The sequence below is a fragment of the Pseudomonas sp. Pso3 genome, assembly GCF_055393275.1.
In genome coordinates this window covers 503,126-517,847 of sequence record NZ_AP043687.1, presented here as the reverse complement: position 1 = coordinate 517,847, position 14,722 = coordinate 503,126, and the positions used below count along the sequence as shown (strand labels likewise).

The following is a 14,722-nucleotide window of genomic DNA, read 5'->3' as shown; positions in this document are numbered from 1 at the left end:
TTGCCTTGCCTGATCTTCGCTCGGCGACTTTTCGTACAGAACCTAGTCATCGTTGCCGGACAGGTGATGTTCGCCCCAGCGCGGCAGCATGTCCTGGGGGATGCCCAGGGTGTTGAGGATGCGCGCCACCACGAAGTCCACCAGGTCGTCGAGGGTCTGCGGCTGGTGGTAGAAGCCCGGCGAGGCCGGCAGGATGGTCACGCCCAGGTTGGACAGCTTGAGCATGTTTTCCAGGTGGATGCTGGAGAACGGCGACTCGCGCGGCACCAGGATCAGTTGCCGCCGCTCTTTGAGGGCCACGTCGGCGGCGCGCTCGATGAGATTGTTGCTGGCCCCGGTGGCGATGGCCGAGAGGGTGCCGGTGGAACAGGGGCAGACCACCATGGCCGCCGGAGCGCTGGAGCCGGACGCCGGCGGCGCCATCCAGTCGCTCTGGCCGAACACCCGCACCTGGCCCGGCGCCGCGCCGGTGTATTCGGTGAGAAAGGCCTGCATGGCCTGGGGCTTGGGTGGCAGCACCACGTCGGTCTCGGTGGCCATCACCAGCTGCGCGGCCTTGGAGATGAGAAAGTGCACCTCGCGCTCCTCCTGCACCAGGCAGTCCAGTAGGCGCAGGCCGTACTGGGAGCCGGAGGCGCCGGTCAGCGCCAGGGTGATGCGTTCCGGGCCGGCCATCATGCCTGCTCCAGGGCGGCGGCCAGCTTGCCGTGCAGGCCGCCGAAGCCGCCGTTGCTCATGATTACCACGTGGGTGGGGCCGTCCAGCTCGGCCTGGACCCGGGTGATGATCGCCTCCAGGGAATCGCAGACCACGGCCGGTACGGCGCAGGCCTCGGCGGTGCCGGCCAGGTCCCAGCCCAGATTCGGCGGGGCGTACCAGATGACGCTGTCGGCGCCGGTGACGCTGGCCGGCAGGCCGTCACGGTGGGCGCCCAGCTTCATGGAATTGGAGCGCGGCTCGATGACGGCGATGATCCGCTCGCTGCCGACCCGGGCACGCAGCCCCTTCAGGGTGGTGGCGATGGCGGTGGGATGGTGGGCGAAGTCGTCGTAGACGGTCACGCCGCGCACCTCGGCGACCTTTTCCATGCGCCGCTTCACGCTGCGGAATTCGCTCAGGGCCGCGACGCCCAGGCCAGGCACCACGCCGACATGACGAGCCGCGGCCAGGGTGGCCAGGGCATTGGCCACGTTGTGCTGGCCGGTCAGTTCCCAGTTCACCGTGCCCTGCACCGCGCCGTCGAACAGCACCTCGAAGCGCGAGCCGTCCTCGGCCAGCAGGCGGGCCTGCCACTGGCCACCTGCGCCAGTGGTCTGCACCGGGGTCCAGCAGCCCATCTCCAGCACCCGCACCAGGGCCGTTTCGGCGGTGGGATGGATGATCAGGCCGCTGCTGGGGATGGTCCGCACCAGATGGTGGAACTGCCGCTCGATGGCCGCCAGATCCGGGAAGATGTCCGCGTGATCGTATTCCAGGTTGTTGAGGATGGTGGTCCGCGGCCGGTAGTGAACGAACTTGGATCTCTTGTCGAAGAAGGCGCTGTCGTATTCGTCGGCTTCCACCACGAAGAAAGGCGTGCCGCCCAGGCGCGCCGAGATGCCGAAATTCTGCGGCACCCCGCCGATGAGAAAGCCCGGGCTCATGCCGGCGTGCTCCAGCACCCAGGCCAGCATGCTGGTGGTGGTGGTCTTGCCATGGGTGCCGGCGACCGCCAGTACCCAGCGGCCCTGCAGGACGTGCTCGGCCAGCCACTGGGGGCCGGAGACATAGGGCAGGCCCTTATCCAGCACGTATTCCACCGCCGGATTGCCGCGCGACAGGGCGTTGCCGATCACCACCAGGTCCGGCGCTGGATCCAGTTGGGCCGGATCGTAGCCCTGGGTCAGCTCGATGCCCTGGGCCTCCAGCTGGGTGCTCATGGGCGGATAGACGTTGGCGTCGGAGCCGGTCACGCGATGGCCGGCTTCCTTGGCCAGCACCGCGAGCGACCCCATGAAGGTGCCGCAGATACCGAGGATGTGGATGTGCATGACAGGCGGGCTCCGCTGCAGATTGAACGGCGGCAAGGTTAGCACGGGGGGCCGCGCCGCCGGAGCGATGGCCGTCGCGGATACCCGGCGCTGCGCCGGCCCCGGACGGCAGGATTTCGACTAGAGTGCGCAAGGCATCCCTGGCTTTGCGGATGCCCAAGTAGCCGTGGCTCCGTTCGCCCTGATAACAAGCACAAGAGGTCGACCATGCTGAAACACCTGCTGATCACCGCTGCAACCCTCTCCTTCGCCAGCCTGGCCCTGGCCGCCGCGCCGACCAAGGTCGCCGACACCGCCCTGGGCAAGGTGCTCGTCGACGGCAAGGGCATGACGCTCTACACCTTCGCCAAGGACAGCGCGGGCAAGTCCGCCTGCAACGGTCCCTGTGCCCAGAACTGGCCACCGCTGACAGCCGAAGCGGGCGCCAAGGCGGCCGATGGCTACAGCCTGGTCACTCGCGACGACGGCAGCCAGCAATGGGCCTACCAGGGCAAGCCGCTGTATACCTGGGTCAAGGACAGCAAGCCGGGCGATACCACCGGGGATGGCGTCAATCAGGTCTGGCACGTGGCCAAGCCCTGATGCCCGGGCGCTGTCTGCCCCGTGCGGGCAGCGCCTTATCTATCCTATGGTTTAATATTTCGTGATCATTCATTTTTAATGATAAGCGAGCAGGCATAGCCTGAGGGCCTTCCCTTTCAGGAGCCCGGCCATGCCGTTTTTCGCCGCTGTCCCAGCGCAGGCCCTCAGACCCTTCAGGCAGCTCGACCGCCCCCTGGAGGTCATCCGCCAGTTCACCCCCAACTGGTTCGCCGTGACCATGGGCACTGGCGTGTTGGCCCTCGCTCTGGCCGCCTTCCCCTTGCAGTTTCCTGGATTGCACATCCTCGCCGAAGGGCTCTGGCTGCTCGCTGTGCTGCTGTTCGGCCTGTTCACTGGGCTCTATGCCGCGCGCTGGCTGCTGTTCTTCGACGAGGCCCGCGAGATCTTCGCCCACGCCACCGTTTCGATGTCTATCGGCACCATCCCCATGGGCCTGGCCACACTGATCAACGGCCTGCTGCTGTTCGGCCTGCCGCGCTGGGGCGCGGCGGTGCTGCCCCTGGCGTTCGGACTCTGGTGGCTGGATGTGGCCATGGCACTGGCTTGCGGGGTGCTGGTCCCCTATCTGATGTTTACCCGCCAGGCGCATCGCATCGACCAGATGACCGCGGTCTGGCTGTTACCGGTGGTGGCCGCGGAGGTGGCGGCGGCCAGTGGCGGCCTGCTGCTGCCGCACCTGGCGGCCGGCGAGCACTTCACCGTACTCGTCGCCAGCTATGTGCTCTGGGCCTATTCGGTGCCGGTCGCCCTCAGCCTGCTGGTGATCCTGCTGCTGCGCCTGGCCCTGCACAGGCTGCCGCCGGCCAGCATGGCGGCGTCGAGCTGGCTGGCGCTGGGTCCGATCGCCACCGGTGCCCTGGGTCTCCTGGTACTGGGCAGTGCGGCGCCCGCGGTGTTCGCCGCCCATGGCCTGGCCGGCATTGGCGAGATCGCCCGGGGCCTAGGCCTGCTGGGCGCGCTGCTGCTCTGGGGCCTGGGACTCTGGTGGCTGGCGCTGGCGGTGCTGGTGACCCAGCGCCAGGCCCGCGAGGGCATGCCCTTCAACCTGGGCTGGTGGGGCTTCACCTTTCCCCTGGGCGTCTATGCCCTGACCACCCTGCGCCTGGGCGAGGCCCTGGCGGCGCCCTTCTTCACCGGCCTGGGCGCCGCGCTGGTGGTGCTGCTGGCCCTGCTGTGGCTGCTGGTCGCCAGCCGCACCCTGGCCGGCGCCTACCGGGGCGGTCTGTTTGTCTCGCCCTGCATCGCCCAACTGTGCACGAAGGTGCGCTAGAGCCTTTTCAAAGGCTCGCGAGCTAGAGACAAACAAGGCCTAGGCGGCCCCGCGAAAATAGCTGAGGAAGCGGATCGGACTCGCGCTCGAGTTTACAAAGAGTAAATGAGCATTCCGACGGGGCTGGCCTTCCAGGCCATTTTTAACGCCGTTTGGCCGACGCGCAGCAGACTTTGAACAGGCTCTTAGTCCTGGGGGCGCTGCAGGCCGTGCTGATGCAGCCAGCGATAGAGGGTGTTGCGACTCACCCCCAGGCGCTTGGCGGCGCGGGTCATCTGCCAGTGGCAGTCGTCCAGCACCGCGCGCAGCTCCTCCCGGGCGCTGTCGACCGGCGTCGCGCTGGACGGCAGAGGCAGCCGGGCGCCACAGCAGTCGGCGGGTAGCTCGTCCAGGCCGATATGGCCGTCTTCGCTCAGGGCCACCAGGGTGCGCAGCACGGTGCGCAACTGGCGGACGTTGCCGGGCCAGGGCTGGGCCAGCAGGCAGGCGCGCGCGGCCGGATCGAGGCGGATCGACTCGCCACGCGCCTCTTCGGCCAGCAGCTGATCGAGCAGCTCGCCGCGGTCACTGCGTTCGCGCAGCGCCGGCAGGGTCACCACCAGGCCACGCAGGCGGTAGTAGAGGTCTTCGCGAAAGCTGCCGGCGGCCACCAGGGCCTCCAGGTCGCGGTGACTGGCGCTGACCAGGCGCAAGTCCAGGGCCCGCGGAGCACCGCCGCCGAGGGGGACCACCTGGCGCTCTTCCAGCACCCTGAGCAAGCGGGTCTGCAGCGCCAGCGGCATGTCGCCGATCTCGTCGAGAAAGAGGATGCCGCCATCGGCCTGCTGCAACTTGCCGGCCATGCCTTCCTTGCGCGCCCCGGTGAAACTGCCGCCGCGATAGCCGAACAGCTCGCTTTCGATCAGCGTCTCCGGGATGGCCGCGCAATTGAGGGCGACGAAAGCCTGGCCGGCGCGACTGCTGGCGCGGTGCAGGGCGCTGGCGAAGGCTTCCTTGCCGGTGCCGGTCTCGCCGTGCAGCAGCACCGGCACGTCGCGCTCCAGGACCTTGAGCGCCCGGCTGAAATCCCGCGCCAGGGCCGGATCGGCCAGGCAGATGCCGCTGGGCAGGGGCGCCTTGGGCACCGCCACCGGGGTGACCGGCCGTACCTGGGGACCGCGCACCAGGCCGTGGAAGCCCTGGCCCTGGCGGCCACGCAGCGCCCAGCAGGCGCTGGGTTGCGGACGGGCGCGCTCCAGCAGGTCGTCCTGCCGCAACTCGAACAGGCTCTCCATCCGCTGCCCCAGCACCGCGCTACGCGCCAGGCCCAGCAGCATCAGGGCGGTCTCGTTGGCGGCCTGGACGCGACCCTCGGCGTCGAAGGCCAGCAGCCCTTCGCTGAGCAGGCCGACATAGGCCGCCTGGGCATGGAAGCGCAGCAGATAGCCGTCGGCGTAGCGGTCGAGGAAGTAGCAGCTCTCGATCAGCTTGGCCGAGAGGTTGACCAGCGCCATGGTATGGAACTGACCCTGGCGCGAGGCTTCCTGGCGGGCGGTGGAGACGTCCAGCACCGCCAGCAGTTCGCCGGCCGGATCGAAGACCGGACTGGCCGAGCAGGTCAGCTGGGTATGCCGACTGCGAAAGTGTTCGTCGCGATGGATGGTCAGCGCCTGGCGCTCCACTACGCAGGTGCCGATGCCGTTGGTGCCCTCGCAGGCCTCGCTCCAGTCGGCGCCCAGCCACAGCCCGGCCTGCTGGAAGGTCTCGCGCTCGGCCTCGGCGGTGACGCAATCGAGGATCAGCCCGCGGGCATCGGTGAGCAGCACGGCATGGCCGGCGCCGCCCAGTTGCTGGTGCAGGGCATTCATCTGCCCACGGGCGATCTGCAGGACCCGCTGCTGGCGCTGGCGGTGCTCGTCGAACCGGGCGCGCTCCAGCACCCAGGGCGCTACCGGAGCGGCCGGGTCGAGCTGGTGTTCGTCGAGACAGCGCCGCCAGGAGCGGGCGATGGCCGGATCGCTGGCCGGGCCGTCAAGGACGGCGCCGCGAGCGAGTTCGAGCACCTGGCTGGCATGACGATCGGACGGGGTGGCGGCCATTGTTGTTGTCCTCCGCGGGGGCGTCTGCGCGGTCCCCAGCATAGGCCAAATCGGGCGGACTGGGCACTCTGTCACCCCCAGGTGACAGGCTGTCACGCCAAGGGGTGACACCTCTGTCACAGTGACAGGGAGCGGCTTTCCCCGAGACAGGCCGCAAGGCCGCAACCATGCGGGTTCGCCCGACTTGGCCCGCACCTTGCTCAGGATCGGTGCGCCGCTTCATACAAGAACAAACAGGAGACCCACCATGCGCTACGCAGCTCCCGGCACCCAAGACGCCCTGCTGACCCTGCAGGCCCGCTACGGCAACTACATCGGCGGCGAATTCGTCGCCCCGGTGAAAGGCCAGTACTTCACCAACACCTCCCCGGTGAACGGCTCGGTGATCGGTGAATTCCCCCGCTCCGACGCCGCCGACATCGAGCGCGCCCTGGACGCCGCCCATGCCGCCGCCGATGCCTGGGGCCGCACCTCGGTGCAGGAGCGCTCGCTGATCCTGCTCAAGATCGCCGACCGCATCGAACAGAATCTGGAAAAACTGGCCGTCGCCGAAACCTGGGACAACGGCAAGGCGGTGCGCGAGACGCTCAACGCCGACGTGCCCCTGGCCGCCGACCACTTCCGCTACTTCGCCGGCTGCATCCGCGCCCAGGAAGGCAGCGCCGCCGAGATCAACGACAAGACCGCCAGCTACCATTTCCACGAGCCGCTGGGCGTGGTCGGCCAGATCATCCCCTGGAACTTCCCGCTGCTGATGGCCGCCTGGAAGCTGGCCCCGGCGCTGGCCGCCGGCAACTGCGTGGTGCTCAAGCCCGCCGAGCAGACCCCGCTGTCCATCACCCTGTTCGTTGAGCTGGTCGGCGACCTCCTGCCGCCCGGCGTGCTCAACGTGGTGCAGGGCTACGGCAAGGAGGCCGGCGAGGCCCTGGCCACCAGCACCCGCATCGCCAAGATCGCCTTTACCGGCTCCACCCCGGTGGGTTCGCACATCCTCTCCTGCGCGGCCAAGAACATCATCCCGAGCACCGTGGAGCTGGGCGGCAAGTCGCCCAACATCTACTTCGAAGACATCATGCAGGCCGAGCCGAGCTTCATCGAAAAGGCTGCCGAAGGTCTCGTCCTGGGCTTCTTCAACCAGGGCGAGGTCTGCACCTGCCCCTCGCGCGCCCTGGTGCAGGAATCCATCTACGCCCCCTTCATGGAAGCGGTGATGAAGAAGATCGCCCAGATCAAGCGTGGCGATCCGCTGGACACCGACACCATGGTCGGCGCCCAGGCCTCCCAGCAGCAATTCGAGAAGATCGTCTCCTACCTGGAGATCGCCCGTCAGGAAGGCGCCGAATTCCTCACCGGCGGCAACGTCGAGAAGTTGCAGGGTGACCTGGCCAGCGGCTATTACATCCAGCCGACCCTGCTCAAGGGTCACAACAAGATGCGCGTCTTCCAGGAAGAGATCTTCGGCCCGGTGATCGGCGTCACCACCTTCAAGGACGAAGCCGAGGCCCTGGCCATCGCCAACGACACCGAGTTCGGCCTCGGCGCCGGCGTCTGGACCCGCGACATCAACCGCGCCTACCGCATGGGCCGGGGCATCAAGGCCGGTCGCGTCTGGACCAACTGCTACCACCTCTATCCCGCCCATGCCGCCTTCGGTGGCTACAAGAAATCCGGCGTCGGCCGGGAAACCCACAAGATGATGCTCGACCACTACCAGCAGACCAAGAATCTGCTGGTCAGCTACGACATCAATCCGCTGGGCTTCTTCTAGGAGCGACCGGCAGACCCCGGGGTACGGCCGCCACTGACTGTGCCCCGGGGCCAACGCCGCTCCGCGAAGACGACGCCTGGATCGCGCGCCTCAGCAGGACGTCGGGGCGCGCCTCCCGCCTGACCTGGATCAACACCCCCTCCCCGTGGGTGGCCGACGCTAGACGCAACGGCCGCCCGTGGTGGACAGGTGCGTCCCGGCGCAGGCCCCGTCTGGCTTCATCCACGCATCATGCCTCCATGAGGGACTCGTCATGCCCAAAACAATGAAAGCCGCTGTCGTCACCGCCTTTGGCAAACCCCTGGAATTCCGCGAAGTCGAGGTGCCGACCCCGGGTGCCGGCCAGGTACTGGTCAAGATCGCCGCCAGCGGCGTCTGCCACACCGACCTGCACGCCGCCCAGGGCGATTGGCCGGTCAAGCCCAATCCGCCCTTCATTCCCGGCCACGAAGGCGTCGGCCATGTGGTGGCGGTGGGCGCCGGGGTCACCCACGTCAAGGAAGGCGACCGGGTCGGGGTGCCCTGGTTGTATTCCACCTGCGGCCACTGCGAACACTGCCTGGGCGGCTGGGAGACCCTCTGCGAATCCCAGCAGAACACCGGCTACTCGGTGAACGGCGGCTTCGCCGAATACACCCTGGCCGACGCCGGCTACGTCGGCCGCCTGCCGGACAACGTCGGCTTCGTCGAGATCGCGCCCATCCTCTGCGCCGGGGTCACCGTCTACAAGGGCCTGAAGATGACCGATACCAAGCCGGGCAACTGGGTGGTGATTTCCGGCATCGGCGGGCTTGGCCACATGGCGGTGCAGTACGCCCGGGCCATGGGCCTCAACGTGGCGGCGGTAGACGTGGATGACAAGAAGCTCGACCTCGCCCGCCGGCTGGGCGCCGAGGTCACGGTCAACGCCCGCGAGCAGGATCCGGCGGCCTACCTCAAGCAGGAGATCGGCGGCGCTCACGGCGCCCTGGTCACGGCGGTCTCGCCCAAGGCCTTCGAACAGGCCATCGGCATGACCCGCCGCGGCGGCACCATCGCCCTCAATGGCCTGCCGCCGGGCGATTTCCCGCTGTCGATCTTCGACATGGTGCTCAACGGCACCACGGTGCGCGGCTCCATCGTCGGCACCCGCCTGGACCTGCAGGAGGCGCTGGACTTTGCCGGCGAGGGCAAGGTCAAGGCCACGGTGAGCGCCGAACCGCTGGAGAACATCAATGACATCTTCGCCCGCATGCACGGCGGCGGCATCGAGGGTCGGGTGGTGATCGACATGGCGCTGAGCTGAGACCTGGCTCGCCACTCCCGCGCCCATCCGGGCGCGGGACTGAACCTTTGCCCTACCCTGACCTCTGAGCGGCTGGCGTTTTTTCCCGGCGCCGATCTCGACCAGGCCACAAAACCCGGTCCCGGCTGCCTTTATAATCGCCGCCGGACCCTCGCAACCACGGTAGGCACGCCCCATGGAATTCAACCCGATCGATCTGATCCTGCACCTCGACGTCTATCTCAGCGGGTTGGTCGCCCAGTACGGCACCTGGATCTACGCCATTCTCTTCGCCGTGATCTTCTGCGAGACGGGCCTGGTGGTCATGCCCTTCCTGCCCGGCGACTCCCTGCTGTTCATCGCCGGCGCGCTCTCCGCCCTCGGCGACATGGACCCCTATCTGCTGGCCGGACTGCTGATGTTCGCCGCGGTGGCGGGCGACAGCACCAACTACCTGATCGGCCGCTTCGCCGGCGACAAGCTGTTCAGCAACCCCCATTCCAAGGTGTTCCGCCGCGACTATCTGCTGCGCACCCAGGCCTTCTACGAGCACCATGGCGGCAAGACCATCACCCTGGCGCGCTTTCTGCCCATCATCCGCACCTTCGCCCCCTTCGTCGCCGGCGTCGGCCGCATGCACTATCCCTACTTCCTGGCGTACAGCGTGCTCGGCTCGCTGCTCTGGGTCGGCGGTCTGGTGAGCCTCGGCTACTTCTTCGGCAACGTGCCCTTCATCAAGCAGAATCTCACCCTGATGGTGCTGGCCATCATCGGCATCTCCCTGTTGCCGATGATCCTCGGCCTGATCAAGAGCCGGCGCGCCGCGGTCCAGAGCGGAGTCTGAGTCCTTGGGTTTCTGGCGCGCCTGGCGCGAGCGGCGCCTGCTTGCGCGGGTCGCCATCGCCGATGACCTCTGGGCGCGCCTGCGTCAGCGCCTGCCGATCCTCGATGGTCTGACCGTCGCGGAAGACGCCTGGCTGCGCGAGCACTGCGTGCTGTTTCTCGCCGAGAAGCGCCTGACCCTGCTCCAGGGGCTGGAACTGGACGACGGTGACCGCCTCTTGCTGGCCGCCCAGGCCCTGCTGCCCCTGCTGCACCTGCCGGAAGCGGCGCTCTATCCCAACGTCCGCGAGATCGTCGTCTACCCGGACGCCTTCGTCAGTCCCCAGCGCCATCGCGACGAGGGCGGTCTGGAGCACGAATGGGACGAGGAACGCGACGGCGAAGCCTGGGATCGCGGCCAGGTGGTGCTGGCCTGGCCCGGCATCCAGGCCAGTGGCGGCTGGGAGGCCTACAACCTGGTCATCCACGAATTCGCCCACCTCATCGACCTGCTCGCCGGCGGCCTGTGCAACGGCCAGCCACCGCTGCACCCTGGCATGCCCCAGGCGGCCTGGACCGGCGCCCTGCAGCACGCCTATGACGACCTCAATCGCCAGCTCGACGCCGATCCGGACGCCGAGACCGCGCTCGACCCCTATGCGGCGGAAAGCCCCGAGGAATTCTTCGCCGTCGCCTGCGAGTACTTCTTCAGCGCGCCCGACCTGCTCGGCGAACACTATCCGGCGGTCTACGCCCAGCTGCAGCAGCTGTTCCGCCAGGATCCGCGCCAGCGTCTCGCCGTCAGCCTGGCGAGCGTGCAACAGCCGACACCCCCGGGGTCCGAGGCTCGAACCCCGATCTGAAAGCGCCTATACTCCCGGCCACTTTTCCCAACCGACCAGAGGGACCCGTTCATGAGCTACAGCAAGATTCCCGCCGGCAAAGACCTGCCGAACGACATCTACGTCGCCATCGAGATTCCGGCCAACCACGCGCCGATCAAGTACGAGATCGACAAGGACAGCGACGCCCTCTTCGTCGACCGTTTCATGGCCACCCCCATGTTCTACCCGGCCAACTACGGCTACATCCCCAACACCCTGGCCGACGATGGCGATCCCCTGGACGTGCTGGTCGTGACCCCCTACCCGGTCGCTCCCGGCGCCGTGATCCGCGCCCGTCCGGTCGGCGTGCTGCACATGACCGACGAAGCCGGCGGTGACGCCAAGCTGATCGCCGTCCCCCACGACAAGCTGAGCGTCCTGTACAAGGACGTGAAGGAATACACCGACCTGCCGGCCCTGCTGCTGGAGCAGATCAAGCACTTCTTCGAGAACTACAAGGATCTGGAGAAGGGCAAGTGGGTCAAGGTCGAGGGCTGGGGCGACGCCGACGCCGCCCGCGCCGAGATCACCAAGGCCGTGGCCGCCTACAAGGGCTGATCCACGCCGCTGTCGCAAAGCCCGGTTCGCCGGGCTTTTCTGTTTCTGGACGTCACAGCGGCCACGCCGGGCTTCCTATCCGGCGGCAAAGCGACTACCCTGCACCCCTCGTCGCCATCCGCGACCCTGCGCCGATCCGCCATCTGCCGATCGCCGCCGGAGGCCCCAGGCCTCTTTCTCATCTGCCCGGCAAGGGCAACCCGGGCGGGCCGGGCTCACCAAAAATCAGCTCAACCCGCCCTCGAAAGCCGGCCACAAGCCGGCTTTTTTGCATCTGCGATTCGAGCGGACCGACGACCGGCGCCGAGGCCTGGTGTTCGCCAGGCGGCACGCCAGAGCCCTTCGTTGCCAGCGCAGCGACCGGCTCCTCCCGTCACGCCTGGTCGCAAGAAACTCAGACGGGGCGCCCAGGGTCGACCGGGGACGAAGTTTGTCCCGAGCCACCGTCATGTCCCGTCGTCTGCGCCTGCCTCTTTATATTCTCCTCGGCCTGGTCGTCCTGCTGCTGTGCCTGCACCTGGCCGCGCCCCTGCTGATCCGTCACTACCTCAACGACAAGCTGGCGGACATGGGCGACTACCGCGGCCAGGTGACCGACGTGGACCTGGCCTGGTGGCGCGGCGCCTATCGCATCGAGGGGCTGGAGATCGTCAAGGTCAACGGCAAGGTGCCGGTGCCCTTTCTCAAGGCGCCCAGCATCGACATCGCGGTGAGCTGGCGCTCGCTGTGGCGGGACCATGCCATCGTCGGACGCATCCTCTTCGATCGCCCCGAACTCAACTTCGTCGACGGCGGCGCGCGCAAGGAACAGTCGCAGACCGGTGAAGGCACCGACTGGCAGAACCAGGTCGACAAGCTGATCTCCATCACCCTCGACGAGGTGCGGGTGGTCAATGGACGGGTGACCTTCCGCAACTTCAACTCCAGGCCCCAGGTGAATCTGGCGGCCACCGACGTCAACGCCAGCCTCTACAACCTGACCAACGCCGCCGACGCCCAGGGCGAACGCATCGCCCACTTCGAAGGCAAGGCCGCCGTGCTCGGCAGCGCGCCGCTAGAAGCCAGTGCCCGCTTCGATCCCTTCAAGGACTTCACCGACTTCGACTTCCGTCTGCGGGTGACCGACATCGACCTGCCCAAGCTCAACGACTTCGCCCGCGCCTACGGCAAATTCGACTTCCGCGCCGGTAGCGGCGACGTGGTGGTGGAAGCCAAGGCGGTGGACGGCCGGCTCAGCGGCTACGTCAAACCCCTGATGAAGAACGTCGACATCTTCGACTGGCAGCAGGACGTCGAGAACCGCAACAAGAACGCCCTGGAAAGCGCCTGGGAAGCCGTGGTCGGCACCGCCCAGACGCTGCTCAAGAACCAGCCCCGCGACCAGTTCGCCACCCGGGTGGATCTCTCCGGCAGCGTGAAGGATCAGGACATCAGCCCGCTGCAGGCATTCTTCAATATCCTGCGCAACGCCTTCGTGCAGGCCTTCAGTGCCCGGTATGACGCGGATTGAGGTCCGGCGTCTTGTGCCCGGGCTTCGTAGCGTGGAAAACCGCGCAGCGTTTTCCACTGATAGGCCCCAGTGCCCGTTACAGGCAATCGCGGCCATGCCGGTGCGCCGTAGCGACCGCTCCTACAGGCATGGATGCAGCCCGTAGGAGCGGCCCATGGCCGCGATCAATGCAGAGCAGCCGCGTTAGCAGGCCGCCATGGCCGTGATCCTGAAAACCAATCACCCAATGAACAACCGATACGCCGGATTCTCCGTCTCGTCCCAATAGCGATAGCCGATGGCATCCAGGGTCGCCAGCAGCTCCGGCCGTTCGGCCTGGCTGGCCTCCAGCGCCGCGAACACCCGGCCATCCGCCGCGCCATGGTTGCGGTAGTGGAACATGCTGATGTTCCAGCGGCCGCCCAAGCGTTCGAGGAAATCGAACAACGCACCGGGCCGCTCGGGGAATTCGAAGCGGAACACCTGCTCCTGGCCGACACGCGCCGCGTGACCGCCCACGGTATGGCGGATATGCAGCTTGGCCAGTTCGTTGTCGGTCAGGTCCAGCACCGGGAAGCCCTGGTCGCGTAGCCCCTGCAGCAAGGCCTCGCGCGGATCGCGCTGGGGATGGGTCTGGACGCCGACGAAGATGTGCGCCTCCTGGCCGGTGTGATAGCGATAGTTGAATTCGGTGATCTGCCGCCGCCCCAGAGCCTCGCAGAAGGCGCGGAAGCTGCCCGGCCGCTCGGGAATGGTCACGGCGATGATGGCTTCGCGCTGCTCGCCCAGTTCGGCGCGCTCGGCCACGTGTCGCAGACGGTCGAAATTGATGTTGGCACCGGAGTCGATGGCCACCAGCACCTGGCCGCTCGAACCTTCCCGCTCGGCGTATTTCTTGATCCCCGCCACGCCCAGGGCGCCCGAGGGCTCGGTGATGGAGCGGGTATCGTCGTAGATGTCCTTGATCGCCGCGCAGATCTCATCCGAGCTGACGGTGATGACCTCGTCGACATAACGGCGGCAGATCTCGAAGGTGTGGTGGCCGATCTGGGCCACGGCCACGCCGTCGGCGAACAGCCCCACCCGCGGCAAGACCACCCGCTCACCGGCGGCCAGGGCCTGCTGCAGGCAGTTGGAATCGTCCGGTTCGACACCGATCACCCTGATCTCGGGCCGCAGGTATTTCACATAGGCGGCGACCCCGGCGATCAGGCCACCACCGCCCACGGGGACGAAGATGGCATCCAGCCGACCAGGATGCTGGCGCAGGATCTCCATGGCTACGGTGCCCTGACCGGCGATGACGTCGGGATCATCATAAGGCGGGACGAAGGTGTAGCCCTGCTCGTCGGCCAGGCGCAGCGCCTCGGCCAGGGCCTCGGGAAAGGCGTCGCCGTGCAGCACCACCTCGCCGCCACGCGATTGCACGCCGATGACCTTGAGCTCGGGCGTGGTGCGTGGCATCACGATGATCGCCCGCACGCCCAGTTCGCGCGCCGCCAGGGCCAGGCCCTGGGCGTGATTGCCGGCGCTGGCCGCGATCACCCCGCGGGCCTTTTCCTCGGTCGAGAGGCTGGCCAGCTTGGTGTAGGCACCACGGATCTTGAAGGAAAACACCGGCTGCAGGTCTTCGCGCTTGAGCAGCACCTGGCAGCCCAGTCGTTCGGACAGCGCCCGCGCCGGTTGCAGGGGCGTTTCGATCGCCACGTCGTAAACGGGGGCTTCGAGGATCTTGCGGGCATAGCGCTGCAAGAGATCGGTGGCGGGTTCCTGGGCGGTCATGGCGGGCTCCTGGGGTGTTTCATCGGGGCCCAGGAGTCAGAAAGTACAAACCCGCCTCTTGGGCGGGTCTGGTTGCGCAGCTAACGCTGTCCCGCCATCAGGTAATGGCGGTAATAATGCTGGGGCGTTGAGGGCTGCGCGTTTTCATGACCGCTACCCTAGGGCCTGGCCGGG

General features: G+C 67.4%; 12 protein-coding genes. 8 read left to right on the top strand and 4 right to left on the bottom strand.

The window, feature by feature from the left end; translation table 11 throughout:
- Positions 1-42 precede the first annotated feature (42 nt).
- Both ubiX and mpl read right to left on the bottom strand, forming a co-directional pair.
- Positions 43-675, bottom strand: a complete 633-nt coding sequence (gene ubiX, locus ACZ5R1_RS02460; protein ID WP_007161189.1) for a flavin prenyltransferase UbiX — start codon at positions 673-675, stop codon at positions 43-45.
- Complete coding sequence (gene mpl, locus ACZ5R1_RS02455) at positions 675-2,030, bottom strand: UDP-N-acetylmuramate:L-alanyl-gamma-D-glutamyl-meso-diaminopimelate ligase (RefSeq protein ID WP_464712799.1); 1,356 nt, start codon at positions 2,028-2,030, stop codon at positions 675-677. Before mpl ends, ubiX begins: the two co-directional genes overlap by 1 nt.
- A 207-nt stretch (positions 2,031-2,237) precedes the next feature.
- Here mpl and ACZ5R1_RS02450 point away from each other — a divergent pair, with 207 nt between their 5' ends.
- Entirely contained in the window at positions 2,238-2,612 is a 375-nt protein-coding gene (locus ACZ5R1_RS02450; protein ID WP_058791008.1) for a COG4315 family predicted lipoprotein, read from the top strand.
- A gap of 130 nt (positions 2,613-2,742) precedes the next feature.
- A complete protein-coding gene (locus ACZ5R1_RS02445) occupies positions 2,743-3,903 on the top strand; it encodes an SLAC1 family transporter (RefSeq protein WP_464712798.1) in 1,161 nt (386 codons plus the stop codon).
- A 185-nt stretch (positions 3,904-4,088) separates the two neighbouring features.
- Here ACZ5R1_RS02445 and ACZ5R1_RS02440 read toward each other — a convergent pair whose 3' ends face one another.
- Positions 4,089-5,981 (bottom strand): sigma-54-dependent Fis family transcriptional regulator, encoded by a 1,893-nt coding sequence (locus ACZ5R1_RS02440; RefSeq protein WP_144948528.1) that lies wholly within the window; start codon positions 5,979-5,981, stop codon positions 4,089-4,091.
- 247 nt (positions 5,982-6,228) lie between these two features.
- Here ACZ5R1_RS02440 and exaC point away from each other — a divergent pair, with 247 nt between their 5' ends.
- The 6 genes from exaC to ACZ5R1_RS02410 all read left to right on the top strand — a co-directional run bounded on the left by exaC (position 6,229) and on the right by ACZ5R1_RS02410 (position 12,787).
- Entirely contained in the window at positions 6,229-7,749 is a 1,521-nt protein-coding gene (gene exaC, locus ACZ5R1_RS02435) for an acetaldehyde dehydrogenase ExaC (RefSeq protein WP_077171399.1), read from the top strand.
- Positions 7,750-8,002: 253 nt separating this feature from the next.
- On the top strand, positions 8,003-9,034 hold the full coding sequence (gene adhP, locus ACZ5R1_RS02430; RefSeq protein ID WP_150339903.1) for an alcohol dehydrogenase AdhP: 1,032 nt from the start codon (positions 8,003-8,005) through the stop codon (positions 9,032-9,034).
- 175 nt (positions 9,035-9,209) lie between these two features.
- Complete coding sequence (locus ACZ5R1_RS02425) at positions 9,210-9,857, top strand: DedA family protein (protein ID WP_007161196.1); 648 nt, start codon at positions 9,210-9,212, stop codon at positions 9,855-9,857.
- 4 nt (positions 9,858-9,861) lie between these two features.
- Positions 9,862-10,698, top strand: coding sequence for a M90 family metallopeptidase (locus ACZ5R1_RS02420; protein WP_150339906.1), 837 nt, complete (start codon positions 9,862-9,864; stop codon positions 10,696-10,698).
- Positions 10,699-10,749: 51 nt separating this feature from the next.
- Positions 10,750-11,277, top strand: coding sequence for an inorganic diphosphatase (gene ppa, locus ACZ5R1_RS02415; protein ID WP_007161198.1), 528 nt, complete (start codon positions 10,750-10,752; stop codon positions 11,275-11,277).
- A gap of 448 nt (positions 11,278-11,725) precedes the next feature.
- The gene (locus ACZ5R1_RS02410; RefSeq protein WP_464712797.1) at positions 11,726-12,787 is read left to right on the top strand and encodes an AsmA family protein; all 1,062 of its coding nucleotides are present in this window, start codon (positions 11,726-11,728) and stop codon (positions 12,785-12,787) included.
- A 219-nt stretch (positions 12,788-13,006) separates the two neighbouring features.
- On the opposite strand, the gene ilvA is transcribed toward ACZ5R1_RS02410, so the two are convergent.
- Positions 13,007-14,548, bottom strand: coding sequence for a threonine ammonia-lyase, biosynthetic (gene ilvA, locus ACZ5R1_RS02405; protein ID WP_464712796.1), 1,542 nt, complete (start codon positions 14,546-14,548; stop codon positions 13,007-13,009).
- Between the last annotated feature and the right edge of the window lie 174 nt (positions 14,549-14,722).

Coding starts and splice junctions, on each gene's coding strand:
- ubiX (WP_007161189.1), bottom strand. CDS start 675: ATGGCCGGCCCGGAACGCATCACCCTGGCGCTGACCGGCGCCTCCGGC.
- mpl (WP_464712799.1), bottom strand. CDS start 2,030: ATGCACATCCACATCCTCGGTATCTGCGGCACCTTCATGGGGTCGCTC.
- ACZ5R1_RS02450 (WP_058791008.1), top strand. CDS start 2,238: ATGCTGAAACACCTGCTGATCACCGCTGCAACCCTCTCCTTCGCCAGC.
- ACZ5R1_RS02445 (WP_464712798.1), top strand. CDS start 2,743: ATGCCGTTTTTCGCCGCTGTCCCAGCGCAGGCCCTCAGACCCTTCAGG.
- ACZ5R1_RS02440 (WP_144948528.1), bottom strand. CDS start 5,981: ATGGCCGCCACCCCGTCCGATCGTCATGCCAGCCAGGTGCTCGAACTC.
- exaC (WP_077171399.1), top strand. CDS start 6,229: ATGCGCTACGCAGCTCCCGGCACCCAAGACGCCCTGCTGACCCTGCAG.
- adhP (WP_150339903.1), top strand. CDS start 8,003: ATGCCCAAAACAATGAAAGCCGCTGTCGTCACCGCCTTTGGCAAACCC.
- ACZ5R1_RS02425 (WP_007161196.1), top strand. CDS start 9,210: ATGGAATTCAACCCGATCGATCTGATCCTGCACCTCGACGTCTATCTC.
- ppa (WP_007161198.1), top strand. CDS start 10,750: ATGAGCTACAGCAAGATTCCCGCCGGCAAAGACCTGCCGAACGACATC.
- ACZ5R1_RS02410 (WP_464712797.1), top strand. CDS start 11,726: ATGTCCCGTCGTCTGCGCCTGCCTCTTTATATTCTCCTCGGCCTGGTC.
- ilvA (WP_464712796.1), bottom strand. CDS start 14,548: ATGACCGCCCAGGAACCCGCCACCGATCTCTTGCAGCGCTATGCCCGC.